Source organism: Phenylobacterium sp. (genome assembly GCF_019636135.1).
In the GTDB taxonomy this organism is placed as follows: domain Bacteria; phylum Pseudomonadota; class Alphaproteobacteria; order Caulobacterales; family Caulobacteraceae; genus Phenylobacterium.
In genome coordinates this window covers 1-18,373 of record NZ_JAHBYD010000034.1, presented here as the reverse complement: position 1 = coordinate 18,373, position 18,373 = coordinate 1, and the positions used below count along the sequence as shown (strand labels likewise).

Below are 18,373 nucleotides of genomic sequence, written 5' to 3'. Positions count from 1 at the left end.
ATCACTCGCGCAGCCGCAGCGTCATCGGCATGCCGCCCTGGGGCCGCATGGAGACGCGCATCACCGGCCGGATCCTGTGGCCGGGGTCGTGGTCGAGGCGGGCGCCGCGGACCAGGGTCGCCAGGACCGCCACCGCCTCGATCATCGCGAAGGTCTGGCCGATGCACACGCGCGGGCCCCCGCCGAACGGCAGGTAGGCGAAGCGGTGGCGGCCGGCGCTCTCCTCCGGCCCCCAGCGGTCCGGGTCGAACACGTCCGGGTCGCGCCACAGGCGGCGGTGCCGGTGCAGCGCGTAGATCGGGATGAAGACGAAGGTCCCCGCCTTCACCGGATGACCGCCGGCCTCGGTGTCCTCCGCGCACATCCGGCTCATCAGCGGCAGCGAGGGGTAGAGCCGCATCGCCTCCTGCACCACCTGGCGGGTGAAGGCCAGGCGCTCGACGTGGCCGTTCCCGATCGTCTCGTCGCCGGCGACGGCCGCGATCTCGGCGCGCACCCGCTCCGCCGTCCCCGGGTCGACCGACAGCAGGTAGAGCGCCCAGGTGAGCGCGAGCGCCGTCGTCTCGTGCCCGGCCCCGATGAAGGTCAGCAGGTTGTCGCGCAGCAGGGCGTCATCCATCCGCTGGCCGGTCTCCGGGTCCTGCGCCTGCATCAGGAGGTCCACGAGGTCGCCGCGCGGCGGCTGGTTGCGGCGGCGCGCCACCATCCGGTCGACCATCGCCTTCAGGTAGACCATCGCCCGGTGGCCGCGGGGCGCCATCGCCACGCGGGTCCAGGTCGGCCATTGCAGCAGGTCGGCGACGTTGATGCCGCCCAGCGTCTCCAGGTAGTCGGTGATCTTCCGCGCCGCCTGCGGCACGTCGATGCCCTCGCCGCCCGACAGCATGGTGTCGAGGATCACCTCGAAGGTGATGGCGGTCATCTCCGTGGCGATATCGAGCCGCGCGCCCTCGCCCATCTCGCGCCAGCGCCCCAGCGCCGCCTCGGCGGCCGCGACCATCGCGGGCGTCATCGCCGCGACGTTGTCGGGCCGGAAGCCGGGCGCGGCGGCCCGCCGCTGCCAGCGCCAGTGCTCGCCCTGCGCCGTCAGCAGCCCCTCGCCCAGCGCGGGCTTGGTCACCCGGTCGAACATCCAGTCCTTCGGGAAGGCGCCCATCCGGTCGAGCAGGATGTCCTTCAGCATGGCCGGGTCGGCCGCATACAGGAACCGGCCCCGCTCGAAGAACGGCTCCTCGTAGACGGCCTTCGGCCAGGCCTCGATGGGGTTGTCGATCAGCTTCCACAGCGCGTGGAAATACGGCAGCGGCTGCGCCGGCGGCGTCACGCCGGGCGGTGTCGGCCGGGTCCTGGGGATGTCGTCCAGCGCCACCCCCCGAAGGTAGGGAAAACCCGCGACACACGCCACGCCCTTCCCTCCCCGGGAGGGACAGGCCGCGAAGCGGCCAGGGTGGGGCAGCGCGGAGCGTGAACCCAGACGTCGGCAATGACCCGCAGCTTCCGCTCATCCCCGCGCATGCGGGGACCCAGACTTCCTTCCTCTCCACGGCCCATCCCCCGCGATGCGCGACATCGAGAACAACGGCCGACCGCCTGGCCCGTTCGCGTCTTTCGTGTGGCTCGTGGTTGAATCCATGCGGCGCTGGCGTGTCCCGGCGCGCCCGAAATGGGCGGGTTCCAGGTCAAATACAAGTCCAGACCCCGCACATCCGCCAGCGCGGCAGATATCCGGATCCAGGCCTCGGAGTCCAGGATTCGGGGACACGAGGCCTGATCCACATCTCTACCTACGCGACAGTTATAGGCGCACGGACTCGCCCGTCGCGTGTACCCACTTGACCCGCATGCGAACGGAGCGTTCGTTAGCGGATCGTCTTCACGGGGAGGCTTCGATGCGCAGGTTCACGATGGCGGCGGCCGCGGCGGCCGCGCTCACGATGACCGGGCCGGCCGCAGCGGCGGTCACCGTGCAGATGAGCGGCACCTTGGACACCAAGGTCGTCGACGGCGCGCTCGGGTCCCAAGTGGACGCCGACTTCGCTCACGACGTGCCGATGGCGTGGACGCTGAGCATGACCTTCGAGGACCCCGGCCAGCAGGGCATTTGGGACGCCTCGGCCTGGGCCTTCACCCTGGGCGACCTGTCGTTCGACAGCACCACCACCACGGCCTCCTCCGCCAATGTCTACAACATCTCCATCCAGACGAGCTACTTTATAGCCCTGCGGGGGGACTTCGCGCCTTCGCTCCCGGGCGATGAGCTCTTGTACCTGTCCACAAATTTCCTGCGGCTCCCGACGGGTGGGCCGCGCTCGCCCTCTACAGATCCCGCCGACTACTTCGCCGCACGGACGCAGGACGCCGGAGCGAGGGTCTCATCGAGCTCTCTGAGCGGCCCGAGCGGCGGCTACGTTGATTTCCGCGGCTCGATCACGAGCATCAGCTTCGACGGCGCATTCCTCCCCAACCAGGGCGTCCCCGAGCCCTCGACCTGGGCGCTGATGATCCTGGGCTTCGGCGCCGCCGGCGCGATGCTCCGCCGCCGCCCCGCCAGGGCCTGACGCCCCCCCCCCGCTCATCCCCGCGCACGCGGGGACCCAGACTTCCCTTGGAACCGCCCGGCGCGCTGGCCAGAAGCAAGCCTGGGTCCCCGCATGCGCGGGGATGAGCGGAGGGGGGGGGGGAAGGGTCGGTGTCAGGGCGAACCTTCAGGCTCGCGCGGGGGCGTCGGCGCCGCATGGATTCAACCACGAACCACACGAACGGGTCGTGGGTGCGTCCGGCGGCGGGTCCATCCCGGAGGCGTTCGTGTGGTTCGTGTTCGTTCGTGGTTCGAAAAGCAGGACGCCCGCGGCGCGCCGGGCGGTCGGCCGTCGCCCTCGGTGCCGGCGCACTTTCGGGGACGCCATCCCCCCCTCCGCTCATCCCCGCGCATGCGGGGACCCAGACTTCCTTTGGAACCGCCCGGCGCGCTGGTAGTGGCCCGAAGCAAGCCTGGGTCCCCGCATGCGCGGGGATGAGCGGTTTGGGGAAGGGCCGGTGTCGGCGCGAACCTTCAGGCGCGCCGGGCGGTCGGCCGTTGCCTTCGAGGCCGCCCGCCCCGGCGGGTTTCGTGTCGTGGAGAACATGGCGCCCGCGGATCGGGCGCCGGGGCCGGGACGGGCGCGGGGCGGCTTTGGTTCTCGGATTTGAAAGACAAAACTGCTAGCTAGCGCGGGCAAGGAAGCGCGGGCAAGGACAGGGAGGCGTTTGCGCGAGGGATGGCCGCACCGGTCGCCATACGCGGACAGCGGAGCCTGCTGCGGCAGATCCGCGAGGCGCTCGCCGGGGGCGGCCCCGCGCAGCAGCGCCTCGACATGGTGGTGCGCATCATCGCGCTCTCCATGGTCGCCGAGGTGTGCTCGATCTACCTGCGGCGCGCCAACGGCGAGATGGAGCTGTTCGCCACCGAGGGCCTCGACACCAAGGCGGTCCACGTCACGCGCATGAAGCCCGGCGAGGGCCTGGTGGGCGAGATCATGCGCCTGGGGCGGCCGCTGAACCTGGCCGACGCGCCCGAGCACCCCGCCTTCTCGTACCGCCCGGAGACGGGCGAGGACCCCTACCACGCGTTCCTGGGCGTGCCGCTGCTGCGCGGCGGGCGGACCATCGGCGTGCTGGTCGTCCAGAACCGCACCGAGCGGACCTATTCCGAGGACGAGGTCGAGGACCTGCAGATCATCGCCATGGTCCTGGCCGAGATGGTCGCGTCCGGCGAGCTGATGACGGTGGGCGAGCTGGAGGGCGTCGAGCTGGCGCCGCGCCGGCCCGAGCGGATCAAGGGCTCGAAGTTCGCGGAGGGCCTGGCCTATGGCGCGGCCGTGTTGCACGAGCCGCCGGTCGCCTCCTCGCAGCTCCTGTCCGAGGACGTGACCGCCGAGCAGGAACGCCTGGCCGCGGCGCTCTCGGGCCTGAAGGACCAGATCGACCGGATGCTGGAGGGCCAGCACGGCCTGGTCGACGCCTCGTACGACGTGCTCGAGACCTACCGCATGTTCGCCCACGACCGGGGCTGGAACCGCAGCCTCGAGGACGCGGTGAAGAACGGCCTGACCGCCGAGGCCGCGGTCGAGCGCGTGCGCTCCGAGCACCGCGCCCGCCTGGGCCAGGCCCGCGACCCCTACCTGCGCGAGCGGCTGCACGACCTCGAAGACCTCAACGACCGCCTGCTGCGCCATCTTGCGGGCGACGGCAGCGTGGCGCGCGACCTGCCCGACAACGCGATCCTGATCGCCCGCAACCTCGGCCCCGCCGACCTGCTGGAATACGACCGCACCAAGCTGCGCGGCCTGCTGCTGGAGGAAGGCTCGTCGGCCAGCCACGCCGCCATCGTGGCCCGCGCGCTGGACATCCCCTGCGTCGGCCGCCTGACCGGCCTGCGCGACCGGGTGTCCGAAGGCGACCCGGTCATCGTCGACGGCGAGACCGGCGAGGCGTTCCTGCGGCCCCGCGCCGACGTCATCAAGGCGATCCAGGCGCGCATCGAGGTGCGCCGCCAGCGGCGGGCCGAGTTCGCCAAGCTGCGCGACACCCCGGCCTTCACCCGCGACGGCGTGAAGATCTCGCTGCTGATGAACGCCGGCCTGGACGTCGACCTGGAGAGCCTGGCCGACACGGGCGCCGAGGGCATCGGCCTCTTCCGCACCGAGTTCCAGTTCATGGTCTCGGAGGAACTGCCCAGGCTCGGCGGCCAGACCCAGCTCTATTCGCGGGTCATGGACGCCGCCGGCGACCGGCCGGTGACCTTCCGCACCCTCGACCTCGGCGGCGACAAGGTGCTGCCCTACATGGAGGCCGAGCGCGAGGAGAACCCGGCGCTGGGCTGGCGCGCGGTGCGCATGGGCCTCGACCGCCCGGCCCTGCTGCGCATGCAGCTCCGCGCCCTGATCGCCGCGGCCAAGGGCCGGCCGCTCAGGGTCATGTTCCCGCTCGTGGCCAGCGTGGACGAGTTCCGCTCGGCCCGCGCCTTCGTCGAGACCGAGGTGGCCTGGGCCCAGCGGCGCGGCCGCCCGGCGCCGTCGCGCCTGGACGTGGGCGCCATGATCGAGGCGCCGTCGCTGGTCTGGCACCTGGACGCGCTCCTGCCGATGACCGACTTCGTCAGCGTCGGGACCAACGACCTGATGCAGTACCTGTTCGCCGCCGACCGCGGGAACCCGCTGGTGGCCGACCGCTACGACTTCCTCTCGCCCCCGGCGCTCAGGGCCATGGAGGCGATCCAGCGGGCCTGCGCCGAAACCGGCACGCCCGTCTCCGTGTGCGGCGAGATGGCGGGGCGGCCGCTGGAGGCGTTCGCCCTGGTGGCGCTGGGCTTCGAGCGGCTGTCGATGCCGGCCACCGGCGTCGGCCCCGTGAAGCAGATGGTGCTGAGCTGCGACCGCGAGGCGGCGCGGCGCGGCGTCTCGGCGCTGCTGAAGTCGTCGGCGGGCTCGGTGCGGAACGAGATTGAAACCCTCGCGCGCAAACTCTACCTCGCCGTCTGATCCTCGCCCGAATCCGTCGACACTGTGAGGCGGACGGCAGGAGCCACCGACCCCGCGTGCTACGCAGACGAGCCACGAAGAAGCCGACCGACCGGGAGCGCGCGCGCGCCGCCCTGGCCGCCGCCGTGGCCGAGGTCGACCGCCCGCCCGCCGCCGCGCACGAACCGGCCGAGGCCGTCCCGCCGCCGCCCGTCGACCCGATCCACCAGCAGGCGACCATCGGCGAGGCGCTGAAGGCCGCCCGCCTCGACCAGGGCCTGACCCTGCCCGAGCTCGCCGAAAGGACCCGCGTCCGCCGCGCCTACCTCGAAGCGATCGAGGAGATGCAGCTCGACGCGCTCCCCTCGCGCCCCTTCACCATCGGCTACATCCGCGCCTACGCCACGGCGCTGGGCCTCGATCCCGAGCTCGCGACCGAGCGCTTCAAGGCCGACGAGCCGGTGCTGGACGAGCCGCTGCGCGCGCCGGTCGGCGTGCTGGACGACAGGGACCCGCGCGTCGCCGCCTTCCTGGTGGGCGCGCTGGTCATCATCGCCGCCATCGTCCTGTGGAACATCGCCCAGCGGGCCATGACCGCCAACGCGCCCCCGCCGCCGCTCGCCCCCGAGGCGGTGAGCGAGAAGGCGCTGGCGCAACTGAAGGCCGGGCCGATGGAGCTGGGCGCGCCCCTGCCCGCGCCCGTCGAATCGACCACCCCGCCGCCCTACGAGACGCCCGGCCTCGCCAAGGCGCTGGGCCTCGAGGTCGCGCCGGGCTCGACCGCGCCGAAGCCGGCCAGCGAGGGCCCGCACGTCGACCTGGCGTCGCTGCCGCCCTACTTCGTGCCGCAGGGCCGGATCTACGACCCCGGCATGCCGGGCGCGGACTCGACGGTGGTGCTGCAGGCGCTGAAGCCCGGCTCGCTGATCATGCGCGGCGCCGACGGCTCGGTCTATTTCGCCCGCCAGCTCTCCAAGGGCGAGGCCTTCAAGGTGCCGCAGACGCCGGGCCTGAGCCTGGAGGTCTCCAAGGCCGAGGACTTCCAGGTCTTCGCCTCGGGCCAGTCGAAGGGCGTGCTGCCCTCGCAGCAGGTGCTGGCCTCCAAGCTCGCCGCCCCGCCCGCGACCGCCGCCGCCCCGCCCGCCAAGCCGATCCCGAGCGCGCCGGCCGCCCCTGCCCCCGCCCCGGCCGCTCCGGTCCTGAAGATCCCGCCGCCCAAGGCGAACTGAGCCCCGGCTTGGGTTTCCAAGCCGGACGGCCTATTTTCCGCGCGCGATGAGCACCGAAGCCCACACGTCCGTCCGCCCCTGGCGCGCCATCGACCGCCGCAAGAGCCGCAAGATCCGCGTGGGCGCCGTCGAGGTGGGCGGCGACGCGCCCATCACCGTCCAGTCGATGACCAACACGGTCACCGCCGACGCGGCCGCCACCATCGAGCAGATCCGCCAGCTCGAAGAGGCCGGCGCCGACATCGTCCGCGTCTCCTGCCCCGACGAGGACTCCACCGCGGCCTTCCGGCAGATCGCCAGGGCGGCGAAGGTCCCGCTCGTCGCCGACATCCACTTCCACTACCGCCGCGGCGTCGAGGCGGCCGAGGCGGGCGCCGCCTGCCTGCGCATCAACCCCGGCAACATCGGCAACGCCGCGCGCGTGAAGGAGGTCATCCAGGCGGCCCGCGACCACGGCTGCTCGATGCGCATCGGCGTCAACGCCGGCTCGCTGGAGCGCGACCTCTTGGAGCAGTACGGCGAGCCGTGCCCGGCGGCCATGGTCGACAGCGCGCTGCGCCACGCCCGCATCCTGCAGGACCACGACTTCCACGAGTTCAAGATCAGCGTGAAGGCGTCCGACCCCTTCATGACCGTCGCCGCCTACCAGCAGCTCGCCGAGGCGATCGACTGCCCGTTGCACCTGGGCGTCACCGAGGCCGGCGCCACGCGCACCGGCACCGTGAAATCCGCCATCGGCATCGGCTCGCTGCTCTGGGCCGGCATCGGCGACACCATCCGCGTCTCCCTCGCCGCCGACCCGGTCGAGGAGGTGAAGGTCGGCTTCGACATCCTGAAGTCGCTGGGCCTGCGCCACCGGGGCGTGAACATCATCGCCTGCCCGTCCTGCGCTCGGCAGGGCTTCAACGTGATCCAGACCGTCGAGGCGCTGGAGCAGCGCCTGGCCCACATCGCCACGCCCATGAGCCTGTCGATCATCGGCTGCGTCGTGAACGGCCCCGGCGAGGCCCTGATGACGGACCTCGGCTTCACCGGCGGCGGCAAGGGCGCGGGCATGGTCTATGTGGCCGGCAAGCCCGACCACAAGCAGGACAACGAAGGCATGATCGACCACATCGTCGAACTGGTCGAGGCGCGCGCGCGCGAAATCGAGGCGGCCACGCAAGCCGCGTTGCAGGCCGCGGAATAGCGGGACCGCCGCGCCGGAGAGCCGGACTCGCCCAACGGGAGAGTGGGTTTGCCGCCGGCTGACCCCGGCCGATAGACTCGCCGTTGCGCGGTTTCTGGCGCGGCCCGCGAGGCCGGCGTCGACGTTGGAAAATTGGGGTAAATCATGAAGTTCTCAGCCATGACCGCCGGCGCCGCGCTGGCGTTCGGCGTCGTTCTCGCAGGCGGCGCGGCGCAGGCCGACACGCTCTACACGCTCGCCGCGCCCACCGGGGCGCTCGCGACGCCCGGGTTCATCGACGCGGTCTTCCTGGCCGGCCCCGGCGCCGGCTCGGTCAGCTTCCAGATCCAGGGCTACGCGACGCTCGACGGCGAGAACTGCTGCACCGACACCTTCACGCTCAGCCTCAACAGCGTGGCTCTGCTGAGCGGCTCGTGGGGCCTGGGCGGGGGCGGCGGCGACGCGCTCTACTTCTCGCCCGCGGGATCGACGGTCAACGTGGTGAACGGCGTCGGCGGAACCGTGACGATCACCGCGCCCCTGACTTTCGTGAACGGCTCCAACACGCTCCGTTTCGCCTACTCCGGCGGCTCCCAGGGTCTCGGCGACGAGGGCTGGGGCCTCAACAGCGTGGTCGTGACCGGCTCCGCCGTCCAGGCCAGCGTTCCGGAGCCCGCGACCTGGGCGATGATGCTCATCGGATTCGGCGCGCTCGGCGTCTCGGCGCGGCGCATGCGGCGCGTCCAGGCCCTCGCGGGCTGAACGACCGGCGGGAAAAGGCAAAAGTGACGCCAGCGTCACTCTTGCTTCCGCCCTCCGCCTACGGTTAGGTGGCGCTCCAATTCTCGGGAGGAATGCATGTCTGCGGACGGCAACTGGAAGATCACCATCAACACGCCGATGGGCGCGCGCACCATGGACGTGGCCATCGCCACGTCGGGCGACACCTTCACCGGCAAGGTGGACTCGGAGATGGGCGCGCAGGAAGTGACCGGCAAGGTCGACGGCGACACCCTGACCTGGAACACCGACATCACGAACCCGATGCCGATGAAGCTCGAGTTCTCGGCCAAGGTCGAGGGCGACAAGATGAGCGGCAACGTGAAGCTCGGCATGTTCGGCAACGCCTCGCTCACGGGCGAACGCGCCTAGGCCGACCGGCCCCCAAGACAAGCGAAGGCCCGCCCCAGCGATGGGGCGGGCCTTTTCGCGACGCATCCCTCCCCTGAAGGGGAGGGATGAACGCTACTTCGGCGTCACGGCTTCCGCGGCGCTGTCGGCCACCGCCGCGCCTCTTCCGGCGCCGGTCGCGTGCATGGGTCCCGCGGACAAGCCGCGGGATGACGAGCTTGAAGGGGATGGTTCACGCCCGCCGCGGCGGCACCACGTCGGCGAAGTCGGGGAAGGTCTTCCACTTGGGCTCGACCGGCGGCTCGCCGGCCGCCGGCGCGTATTCCGAATACGCCTCGATGCTCATGCGCGGGATGTAGCGCGGGCAGTTCGGGAAGATGTCGGTGGGCGTCACCTTCACCAGGAGCTGCGCGCCCGCGATCCCGGCCATCAGCGGGTCGTCGCCCACCACCTCGGCGCGCCCGTTCACCCGCAGCCGCCCCGCCTTCTCGCCCATGGCGATGAACAGCAGGCCCACGTGCGGGTTGGCGCGGATGTTCCCCAGGCTCTTGAACATGCCGTTGCCGTCGTAGTCGGGGAACACCAGCAGGTCCGGCGCGGCCACATGCGCGAACCCCGGCGGCCCGCCCTTGAACGAGCAGTCCGGCCGCCCGTCCGCATCGGCCGTCGCGAGGAAGAAGAAGCTCTGCGCCTGGATGAAGGCCGCGTCGCCCTCGGTGAACCGGTCGTGCGCCAACCGCTCTTCCAGCCGGTCGGCCAGCGCCCGGCTGCCGAACGCGTCCTGCAAGGCCCGGTTGCCGTCGTGGAACATCGCCATGGATCGCTCCTCCCGCCCGCGATCATAGCTCGGAATTGTCGCCTGCGGCGGTCTCCGCTACAGACACCGCCCTCATGAGACTTCCCCAGGCCAGGCTCGACCAGGTGCTCGACCGCTTCCGCGAGATCGAGGCGCGCATGGGCGCGGCCACGGACGGGGCCGAGATCGTCCGGCTCTCCAAGGAGCACGCCGAGCTGAAGCCGGTGGCCGACGCGGTCACCACGCTGGAGAAGGCGCGCGCCGAAGAGCCCGAGCTGCGCGAGATGGCCGACAGCGGCGACGCCGAGATGGCCGAGCTGGCCCGCGGCGAGCTGGAGGCGCTGAAGGAGCGCCTGCCCGAGCTGGAGCGCGAGGTCGCCCTGCTGCTCGCGCCCAAGGACAAGGACGAGAACGCCTCGGCGATCCTCGAAGTGCGCGCCGGCACGGGAGGCGACGAAGCGGCCCTCTTCGCCGGCGACCTCTTCCGCATGTACCAGCGCTACGCCCAGGGCCGCGGCTGGCGCGTCGAGGTCGACTCCATCTCCGAGGGCGACGCCGGCGGCTTCAAGGAGATCGTGGCCTCCATCACCGGCGACGGCGTGTTCGGGCGGCTGAAGTTCGAGAGCGGCGTCCACCGCGTGCAGCGCGTGCCGGCCACCGAGGCGCAGGGGCGCATCCACACCTCGGCCGCGACCGTCGCCGTGCTGCCCGAGGCCGAGGACGTCGAGATCGAGATCCGCGACCAGGACATCCGCATCGACACCTACCGCTCGAGCGGCGCCGGCGGCCAGCACGTGAACAAGACCGACTCCGCCGTCCGCATCACCCACCTGCCCAGCGGCATCGTGGTGACCAGCTCCGAGAAGTCGCAGCACCAGAACCGCGCCCGCGCCATGAAGGCGCTCAAGGTCAAGCTCTACGACCAGCAGCGCCAGGCCCTCGACGACGCCCGCTCCGAGGCCCGCAAGAGCCAGGTCGGCTCCGGCGACCGCTCGGAACGCATCCGCACCTACAACTTCCCGCAAGGCCGGGTCACCGACCACCGCATCAACCTGACGCTCTACAACCTGCCCAAGGTCATCGAAGGCGAAGCCCTCGACGACGTCATCGACCCCCTGATCGCCGAAGACCAGGCCGCCCGCCTCGCCGCCCTGGAAGACGAGTTCGGCTGATCCTCATGAGCCTCCGCGGCAGCGGAGACTTTTGGAACCGCGGAATACGCCGCCGCGCGGCGGCCCTCAGGGGCGCTTCAGGACCTTGCGGACCCTGTCCTTGCCGCCCTTCACGAGGTTCTTCACGCCGTCGAAGCGCACGCCCACGGTGTCGGCCATCGCCGCGCCGCGCTCGCCCATCGGCTGCGGCGGACCGGTGGTGGAGTCCTCGGCGGTCTGGTGCTCGATCTCGGCGTTCAGCTCGGCGCCGATCAGCACGATCATCACCGAGAACCAGATCCACAGCATGAAGCCGATCATCGCCCCCAGCGACCCGTAGATGCGGTCGAGTCCCGCGACGTTGTTCAGGTACCAGGAGAAGCCGGCCGAGCCGCCGATCCAGAACGCCGCGGCGAAGGCCGCGCCCGGGGTCAGCCACGGCCAGCGCGCCCGCGCCCGGCTGGGCCCATAGCGATAGGCGATGGTGAAGGCCGCCGTGGCCACCAGGAACATCAGCGGCCAGCGGATGGCGATCAGCCAGTCCTCGGCGAGGCCCATCCGTGCAAGCGCGATCGGGGCGGCCACCAGGATCAGGCTGACGAGGATCAGGAACACCACCAGCGCCAGGGTGAAGCCGTAGGTGAGCGCCGCGCGCAGCACGTAGTTCCGCCGCTCGGCCTCGTCGTAGGCGATGTTGAGGCCGTCGAAGAGCGAGCGCATGCCCGCGCTGGCGCTCCAGACCGACAGCAGGAGGCTGGCGATGAAGGCGAGCGAGAGCCCGCCGCCGCCCGCGCCGGCCAGCCGCAGCATCTGTTCGCCGACCAGGCGCGTCACGTCGGGCGGGAAGACCGAGGACAGCGCGACGAGCTGCTTTTCCACTTCGGCCACGTCGGCGAAGAGGCCGTAGAGCGAGACGAAGACGCCGACGCCCGGGAAGATCGCCAGCAGCGTGTAATAGGTGACGCTGCCGGCCACGACGGTCAGGCGATCCTCGCTGGTCTCCCGGAGGGTGCGCCAGACGATGTCGCGCCAACCCGTCCACGGGATCTGCCGCGGTGACACGGCGATGCGGCCGCGGCCGGGCTCCTGGTCCTCGAAGGTCGACGGCGCGGCCACCGTGCGACGGCTCATCCCCGGCTTCTCCGGGTTCCCGCCGATCGGATTGCCCGCGACGTCCGCCAAGCCGATGCCTCCCTTCGCGCATGATCAAACTCGGCCGGGGGCGCGGCGTTCCGGGTTGAGCCCGCGCGGCGCTTGCGCGAGAAGGCGGCATGAGCGGCCACGTCGCAGCGATCTTCCGGCACCCGGTGAAGGGCTTCACGCCCGAGCCGCTGGGCCACGTCGATCTCGCGCCGGGCGAGGGCTTCCCGGGCGACCGCCTGTGGGCGGTGGAGAACGGCCCGTCGGGCTTCGATCCCGAGGCGCCGCAGTGGACGCCGAAGAAGATGTTCACCGTGCTGGCCGCCATCCCGAAGGTGGCCGCGGCCCGGACCCGCTACGACGACGCCTCGGGCCTCCTCACCGCGACGGCCGAGGGCCGGCCCGCCTTCGCCGGGCGCCTCGCCGAGCCCGAGGCCCGCGACGGCTTCGCCGCCTGGCTCACCGACTTCCTCGATCCCGACGACATCCGCGGGCCGCTGAAGGTCGTGGACGCCCGCGGCGGCTTCCGCTTCACCGACCATCCGCTGGGCCAGGTCTCGGTGATCAACCTCGCCAGCGTCCGCGACCTCTCCCGGAAGATGGGTGTCGAGCTCGATCCGCTGCGCTTCCGCGGCAACCTCTACGTCGAGGGCTGGGAGCCCTGGGCCGAGAACGACTGGCTGGACCGCGAGCTGATGCTGGGCTGGGCCAAGGCGAGCGTCTTCTCCCGCATCCGCCGCTGCGCCGCGACCGAGGTCGACCCGACGACGGCCGTGCGCGACCTCGAAGTGCCGAAGGCGCTATTCGACCACTACGGGCACATGGACTGCGGAATCTACATCCGGATGACGACGGCGGGCCGCGTGTCCCTGGGCGACGCGATCACCGCACCCCTGCTTCGCCCGGACGCCGGCCGGCGCGAAGTGCTGCGCAGCCCCGAAGGGAGCGAGGGAGGATGACCTTGACGCTGGTGCAGGCCTGGACCCGGGCGAAGTCCCGGCTGGAGGCGGCGGGGCTGGCCGGGCCGGTGATCGACGCGCGCCTGCTGGTCGAGGCGGCGGCCGACGCCACCCGCGCCGACATCGTCACCGATCCGCATCGCGAGCTGACGCCCGACCAGGAGGCCAGGCTCGACGGCTTCCTGGCCCGCCGCGTCGCCCGCGAGCCGGTCAGCCACATCCTGGGGCGCAAAGGCTTCTGGAAGATCATGCTGCACGTCACGCCCGACGTGCTGACGCCCAGGCCCGACACCGAGACGGTGGTCGAATATGCATTGCGCGACTTCCCCGAGAATGCGCCCTGGCGGATCCTCGACCTGGGCGTGGGCTCGGGCGCGATCCTGCTGGCGCTCCTGGCCGAGCGGCCGGCGGCCAACGGCCTCGGGATCGAGATCTCCGAGGAGGCGCTCGCCGTGGCGCGCGACAACGCCGCTTCGCTCGGGCTCGCGGGCCGCCTGGCGCTGCTGCGCGGCGACTGGACCGCGGGCCTGGAAGGCGACGCGTTCGACCTCGTCGTCGCCAACCCGCCCTACATCGCCACCGAGGTCATCGCGACCCTGGAGCCCGAAGTGCGCGACCACGAACCGCGGATCGCGCTGGAAGGCGGGGCCGACGGCCTGGACCACTACCGCGTCCTCGCGCCCGAGATCCTGCGCGTGCTGAAGCCCGGCGGCCGCTTCGCCGTCGAGATCGGCTACGACCAGAAGGACGCGGTCGAAGCCCTGTTCCGCGAGGCCGGCGCCGTCTTCGTGCAGACGATCAGGGACCTGGCCGATCGCGACCGCGTGGTCGCCGGTGAGAAAAAGACCTTGGAAACGGTCGGCTGACTCGCTACATCAGGTCACGTCTCCACCCAAATTCGTCGGTGTTGCCGGTAGATGCGTCCCCAAGCAGGACGCCCGCCCGACCCGACAGGCGCGACGCTTCTCTCCAAGGAAAGGCCTCTCGCTGACGAGCTTCCGGGCGGAAGACGGGGAACACACACGCCTTCAACATCGCTGATCAGGCCGAGGTCGGACCAAGCTGAGGGCCAAGACGCCGCAGGGGCGCTCAAGGAACGAACGGTTTCTTAGGATTATGAGAGATTTCAAGGGTATGAAGCGCCAGCGTGGGCGCAACCGGGGCGGTGGCGGCGGCGGTGGCGGCAAGCCCCAGCAGAACGCCAACCGGGCGTTCGATTCGAACGGTCCCGACGGGGTGAAGGTGCGGGGCAACGCCCAGCACGTCTTCGAGAAGTACCAGCAGCTCGCGCGCGACGCGACGTCATCGGGCGACCGGGTGCTGGCCGAGAACTACCTCCAGCACGCCGAGCACTATTTCCGCCTGATCCGCGCCATCCAGCCGAACCGGCCGGCCAGCGAGATCATCGGCCGCGACCAGTTCGCCAGCGGCTACGACATCGACTTCGAGGACGAGAGCGGCCAGGCCGCCGCGGCCGCCGCCGACGAGGCCGCCGCCGAAGCCCCCGAGGTCCGCGAGGACAACGGCGAGAACCGCGACCGCGGCGACCAGAACCGGGATCGGAACCGCGACCGCGACGGGCGCGACCGCGGCGAGTGGCAGTCCCGCGACCGGGATCGCGACCGCAACCGCGACCGGGATCGCGACCGGGGCGACTGGCAGCCGCGCGATCGGGATCGCGACCGGGATCGTCCCCGCGACGACCGCCCCCGCGACGACCGCCCGAGAGACGAACGCCCGAGGGACGAACGCCCGCGGAACGACGACGACCGGCCGCGCGACCGCGACGGCGGCCGGGACCGCAACCGCGACCGTGACCGCCGCGACGACCGCCCCCGCAGCGACGACGACCGTCCCGCGCGCTTCGAACGGGACCGCGACCGGCCCGAGCGCGACCCTCTGCCGGTCGTCGAGCCGCAGGGCGAGAGCCGTCCGGAAGGTCCGATGCTGCGCGACGCCGAGGGCGGCGCGAGCCACGCGCCGGCCTTCCTGCAGGCCGCCCGCCCGGCGCCGGCCCCCAAGGCGGCGGCCGCCGAGGCCGAGGAGAAACCCCGCACACGCCGCCGCCGCGCCCCGCGCAGCTTCGAAGCCGGCGAAGGCGCGCCCCCCAGCGAGAACGAAGAGGCGTGAGGCTCGCGCCGCCCGGGCGTCGGGCGGTGATCTCCGGGGATCGGTGAGCGAATCCCGGGTGCGCGACGCGTTCCCTCAGGGGGACTGCGGTCAGAACCGGTAGCCTACCCCCAGGCGGAAGCTGCGGCCCGGCAGCGGGGCGACATCCTTGAGGAACGAGGCGTGCTCGCGGGCCTCGACGTTGGTCAGGTTGTGGCCGTCGAGGAAGACCTTCAGGTCGGGCTGGCTCGCGACGGGCCGCACCACCAGCGAGGCGTTCAGCATCGTGTAGCCGTCGGTGGGGAGCTCGAAGTTCGCCGTACGGTCCTGACCGCCCACCTTGTGGACCTCGACCGTCGCCGTCCAGCGGGCGGCGGCGTACGCGGCGCGGCCGGTGACCGACCACGGCGGAATGCGGGCGGCGGGGCCGAAGTCCGTGCTCCCATGGACGTAGTCCGCGGCGCCCTCCAGGCGGAACGTGCGCTCGCCGTCCTGCCAGACCTTGAACGCCACCTCGCTCTCGAAGCCGTAGAACTTCGCCCCGCTCTCCACGAAGGCGAACTCCGGGAAGCCGGAGTCGGCGTCGACGGCGCCGGTCGGGATCAGGTCGATGAAGTTGTCGTAGTCCACGTAGAAGCCGTGGAGGTCGATCGTCCACGGGTCCTTGCCGTAGTGGACGCTGGCGTCGGCCGAGTACGAGACCTCCTTGGAGAGCGTGGGATCGCCCACCTCGTAGGCCCCCGTGGCCGGGTGGGCGCCGAGGGACGACAGTTCCTCCTCGGTCAGGCCGCGGCTGGTGCGCGACAGCGACAGGCCCAGGAACCAGCCGTCCGCCGGCCGCACGAAGGCGCCGACGGAGGCCGAGACGTTGGTGAAGTCGCGGTCGGCGCGGACGTTCTTCACCGACTTGCCGTCGAGGCGCAGGCCGCCCTCCAGGCCCCAGGCGTCCTTGTCCAGGCGCTGGAGGGTGAAGACGCCGAACTCGTCGATCTTGGTGGCCGGGATCAGCGCCTCGTCGCCGATGGCGTCGAAGGTGCGGTGCAGCCCCTGGAAGCCCAGCGCGCCCTGCCAGCCGCCGATCTCGCGCTGGACCAGCTCGACACGCCCCTCCTCGCCCTTGGAGAGGAAGGTGGTGCCCGGATCGGGCCCCTCGAACTCGGTGTGCTTGTAGTCGGCGTAGCCGGCGGAGAAGCGGACCTTGTCGAACGGCCCCAGGTCGATGTCGAGCGAGCCGCGCGCATCGAGCCGGGTCTGCTTCAGCTCGATGTGGACGTCCTCCTCGGCGGCGCTGCCGTAGTCGCTCTCGGTGCGCTTGATGGCCAGGCCGCCCCAGCCGCCGTCGCCGACGTAGGAGCCGCCGAGGCCGAAGGCCTTCAGGCTGGAATAGGTGTTGGGCACGTCCTGGCCGTCGCGAGACGGCGCGGGAAGCCCAAGGGAGTCGGCCAGGCGGCGCGACAGCGGATCGACCGGCACGTGGTAGTCGTCGGTCTCGCGGCGCAGCGCATCGGCCGTCAGCGACCAGCCGCCGCCGAGGCCCGCGGTCAGCGCCGCCGAGCCCTGCCGGCCCTGGTCCACCGTGGAATAGGCCGCCTGCGCGCGGCCGTGGGCGCCGTCCCGGTAGGTCGATGGGATGCGCTCGTCGATGATGTTGACGATGCCGCCGATGGCCGAGCCGCCGTAGGCCAGCGCCGAGGGGCCGCGCAGCACCTCGATGCGCTCGGCCTCCTGCGGGTCGCTGGCCACCTGGTGGTCGGGCGACAGGCCCGAGGCGTCGATCATGCCGATGCCGTTGGTCAGCACCTGCACCCGCGGGCCCGAAAGGCCGCGGATCACCGGCCGGCTGGCGCCGGGGCCGAAGAACGATGAGCGGACGCCCGGCAGGTTGGCGAGCACGTCGCCGAGGCCGGCCGAGGGCGCGAGGTCGAGCGCCTCGCGCTTCACCACGTTGACGCTGGTGGTCGTGGAGTCGAGCGAGACCACATAGGGCGCGGCGGTGACCACGACCTCGGAGAGGTCCTTGGTCTCGGTATCGCCGCCATCGGCCGCGCAGGCGGTGGAGGAGAGGAGCGCGAGCGCGCCGACAGCGGCGAAGAGGGAAACACGGGACATTGGCGACGGCCTGGAAGGACTTGAAGAACGAGTGAAGCGTTATGAAATAACATAACGAGTCGTCAAGCGCCTTCCGCCGATCGTTGGCGCACGGGCGGGAAGCGGGTTATTCCTGAGGCATGGCGCACGCCTGCGAGCATCACGACGAGCATCAGCACCACGGCCTTTCGGGCGCGGCGCTGGACAGGGCCCTGTCGGCGGCGGAGGCGCGCTGCGAGGTCACGCAGGAACGGCTGACCGCGCCCAGGCGGCGCGTGCTGCAACTGCTGCTGGCCTCGGACGCGCCGCAGAAGGCCTACGACCTGATCGCGGCCTTCGGGGCGCACGGCGAGCCGGCCAAGCCCCCCACGGTCTACCGTGCGCTGGAGTTCCTGGAGCGCCTGGGCTTCGCGCACCGGATCGAGAGCCTGAACGCCTACGTCCCCTGCCGCATCGAAGGGGCGCACGTGGCGGCGTTCCTGATCTGCGACTGCTGCGGCGAGGCGGCCGAGTTCCAGCCCGACCTCTCGCCGCAGCTCGCCGCCGCATCGGCCGGCGCCGGCTACGAGGTCCGCGCGGTCACGCTGGAAGCGCGCGGCCTCTGCGCCGGCTGTCGCCAGCCCTAGCGCCCTACCAGAAGACGTTGCGGACCACCTGGACGATGCGGCCGGTGTACTGGTCGACCAGCAGGGCGTCGTCGCCGACCCGCACCCAGTCGAAGCCGGGCGGCGGCAGCGGCAGGTCGTATTCCCACGGGTCGATCAGCCAGTAACCCGGGCCGAACCAGCCGCGCGGCAGGAAGTCGCCGTAGTTCCAGACGCGGACGTAGAAGCCCGAGGGCGGACGCCAGGTGTGGATGTAGCGATAGCGCTGCGCGCTGACGTAGGCGCGCGGATAGCGGCCGTATTCCCAGCGCTGCCGATCGTCGCGGCGATCCCAGTCGCGGCGATCTCCGCCCCGACGGTCCCAGTCGCGACGGTCGTTGTCGCGACGGTCGTTCCAGTCGCGGCGGGCGTCCGGACGGCCGCCGCCGTTGCGGTCCTGCACGCGGGGCTGGCCGCCCGCGCGGGCGCCGGTCCAGTCGCGGCGGTCGCCCCCGGCCTG

At 71.7% G+C, this 18,373-nt stretch carries 16 protein-coding genes; 11 read left to right on the top strand and 5 right to left on the bottom strand.

The genetic code is table 11. The features are described 5' to 3' along the window. Position 1: 1 nt before the first annotated feature. Entirely contained in the window at positions 2-1,369 is a 1,368-nt protein-coding gene (locus KF737_RS19450) for a cytochrome P450 (protein WP_296459028.1), read from the bottom strand. Positions 1,370-1,889: 520 nt separating this feature from the next. Between KF737_RS19450 and KF737_RS19445 the strand changes: the two genes are divergently transcribed. The 6 genes from KF737_RS19445 to KF737_RS19420 all read left to right on the top strand — a co-directional run bounded on the left by KF737_RS19445 (position 1,890) and on the right by KF737_RS19420 (position 9,047). Continuing rightward, positions 1,890-2,558 carry a PEPxxWA-CTERM sorting domain-containing protein gene (locus KF737_RS19445; RefSeq protein ID WP_296459024.1) on the top strand — a complete coding sequence of 223 codons (669 nt, stop codon included), beginning with the start codon at positions 1,890-1,892 and terminating at the stop codon, positions 2,556-2,558. 699 nt (positions 2,559-3,257) lie between these two features. Continuing rightward, positions 3,258-5,519, top strand: a complete 2,262-nt coding sequence (gene ptsP / locus KF737_RS19440; RefSeq protein WP_296459021.1) for a phosphoenolpyruvate--protein phosphotransferase — start codon at positions 3,258-3,260, stop codon at positions 5,517-5,519. A gap of 56 nt (positions 5,520-5,575) precedes the next feature. Continuing rightward, positions 5,576-6,727: a helix-turn-helix domain-containing protein gene (locus KF737_RS19435; protein WP_296459018.1), complete on the top strand. Its 1,152-nt coding sequence runs from the start codon at positions 5,576-5,578 to the stop codon at positions 6,725-6,727. 46 nt (positions 6,728-6,773) lie between these two features. After that, entirely contained in the window at positions 6,774-7,916 is a 1,143-nt protein-coding gene (ispG, locus tag KF737_RS19430; RefSeq protein WP_296459016.1) for a flavodoxin-dependent (E)-4-hydroxy-3-methylbut-2-enyl-diphosphate synthase, read from the top strand. A 144-nt stretch (positions 7,917-8,060) separates the two neighbouring features. After that, positions 8,061-8,657, top strand: coding sequence for a PEPxxWA-CTERM sorting domain-containing protein (locus KF737_RS19425; protein WP_296459013.1), 597 nt, complete (start codon positions 8,061-8,063; stop codon positions 8,655-8,657). A 96-nt stretch (positions 8,658-8,753) separates the two neighbouring features. Further along, positions 8,754-9,047, top strand: a complete 294-nt coding sequence (locus KF737_RS19420) for a hypothetical protein (RefSeq protein WP_296459010.1) — start codon at positions 8,754-8,756, stop codon at positions 9,045-9,047. A 211-nt stretch (positions 9,048-9,258) separates the two neighbouring features. On the opposite strand, the gene KF737_RS19415 is transcribed toward KF737_RS19420, so the two are convergent. Then, entirely contained in the window at positions 9,259-9,843 is a 585-nt protein-coding gene (locus KF737_RS19415) for a pyridoxamine 5'-phosphate oxidase family protein (protein ID WP_296459008.1), read from the bottom strand. Between the two features lie 74 nt (positions 9,844-9,917). Here KF737_RS19415 and prfA point away from each other — a divergent pair, with 74 nt between their 5' ends. Beyond that, positions 9,918-10,994: a peptide chain release factor 1 gene (gene prfA, locus KF737_RS19410; RefSeq protein WP_296459005.1), complete on the top strand. Its 1,077-nt coding sequence runs from the start codon at positions 9,918-9,920 to the stop codon at positions 10,992-10,994. 66 nt (positions 10,995-11,060) lie between these two features. On the opposite strand, the gene KF737_RS19405 is transcribed toward prfA, so the two are convergent. Continuing rightward, positions 11,061-12,155, bottom strand: coding sequence for a YihY/virulence factor BrkB family protein (locus KF737_RS19405; RefSeq protein ID WP_296459002.1), 1,095 nt, complete (start codon positions 12,153-12,155; stop codon positions 11,061-11,063). An 89-nt stretch (positions 12,156-12,244) separates the two neighbouring features. On the opposite strand from KF737_RS19405, the gene KF737_RS19400 reads away from it, so the two are divergent. From KF737_RS19400 to KF737_RS19390, 3 genes are all read left to right on the top strand, one after another. Then, positions 12,245-13,072: an MOSC N-terminal beta barrel domain-containing protein gene (locus KF737_RS19400; protein WP_296458999.1), complete on the top strand. Its 828-nt coding sequence runs from the start codon at positions 12,245-12,247 to the stop codon at positions 13,070-13,072. Then, entirely contained in the window at positions 13,069-13,938 is an 870-nt protein-coding gene (gene prmC, locus KF737_RS19395) for a peptide chain release factor N(5)-glutamine methyltransferase (protein ID WP_296458996.1), read from the top strand. The genes KF737_RS19400 and prmC overlap by 4 nt, the downstream gene beginning before the upstream one ends. Positions 13,939-14,188: 250 nt before the next feature. Continuing rightward, the gene (locus KF737_RS19390; RefSeq protein ID WP_296458993.1) at positions 14,189-15,202 is read left to right on the top strand and encodes a DUF4167 domain-containing protein; all 1,014 of its coding nucleotides are present in this window, start codon (positions 14,189-14,191) and stop codon (positions 15,200-15,202) included. Between the two features lie 90 nt (positions 15,203-15,292). On the opposite strand, the gene KF737_RS19385 is transcribed toward KF737_RS19390, so the two are convergent. Continuing rightward, positions 15,293-17,290, bottom strand: coding sequence for a TonB-dependent receptor (locus KF737_RS19385; protein WP_296458990.1), 1,998 nt, complete (start codon positions 17,288-17,290; stop codon positions 15,293-15,295). Between the two features lie 119 nt (positions 17,291-17,409). Between KF737_RS19385 and KF737_RS19380 the strand changes: the two genes are divergently transcribed. Next, complete coding sequence (locus tag KF737_RS19380) at positions 17,410-17,895, top strand: Fur family transcriptional regulator (protein WP_296458987.1); 486 nt, start codon at positions 17,410-17,412, stop codon at positions 17,893-17,895. 4 nt (positions 17,896-17,899) lie between these two features. Here KF737_RS19380 and KF737_RS19375 read toward each other — a convergent pair. After that, positions 17,900-18,373, bottom strand: a 474-nt coding sequence (locus tag KF737_RS19375) for an RcnB family protein (RefSeq protein ID WP_296458984.1), incomplete at its 5' end; no start/stop codon positions are given.

Coding starts and splice junctions, on each gene's coding strand:
- KF737_RS19445 (WP_296459024.1), top strand. CDS start 1,890: ATGCGCAGGTTCACGATGGCGGCGGCCGCGGCGGCCGCGCTCACGATG.
- KF737_RS19400 (WP_296458999.1), top strand. CDS start 12,245: ATGAGCGGCCACGTCGCAGCGATCTTCCGGCACCCGGTGAAGGGCTTC.
- KF737_RS19420 (WP_296459010.1), top strand. CDS start 8,754: ATGTCTGCGGACGGCAACTGGAAGATCACCATCAACACGCCGATGGGC.
- prmC (WP_296458996.1), top strand. CDS start 13,069: ATGACCTTGACGCTGGTGCAGGCCTGGACCCGGGCGAAGTCCCGGCTG.
- KF737_RS19415 (WP_296459008.1), bottom strand. CDS start 9,843: ATGGCGATGTTCCACGACGGCAACCGGGCCTTGCAGGACGCGTTCGGC.
- KF737_RS19380 (WP_296458987.1), top strand. CDS start 17,410: ATGGCGCACGCCTGCGAGCATCACGACGAGCATCAGCACCACGGCCTT.
- KF737_RS19390 (WP_296458993.1), top strand. CDS start 14,189: ATGAGAGATTTCAAGGGTATGAAGCGCCAGCGTGGGCGCAACCGGGGC.
- KF737_RS19425 (WP_296459013.1), top strand. CDS start 8,061: ATGAAGTTCTCAGCCATGACCGCCGGCGCCGCGCTGGCGTTCGGCGTC.
- prfA (WP_296459005.1), top strand. CDS start 9,918: ATGAGACTTCCCCAGGCCAGGCTCGACCAGGTGCTCGACCGCTTCCGC.
- ispG (WP_296459016.1), top strand. CDS start 6,774: ATGAGCACCGAAGCCCACACGTCCGTCCGCCCCTGGCGCGCCATCGAC.
- ptsP (WP_296459021.1), top strand. CDS start 3,258: ATGGCCGCACCGGTCGCCATACGCGGACAGCGGAGCCTGCTGCGGCAG.
- KF737_RS19385 (WP_296458990.1), bottom strand. CDS start 17,290: ATGTCCCGTGTTTCCCTCTTCGCCGCTGTCGGCGCGCTCGCGCTCCTC.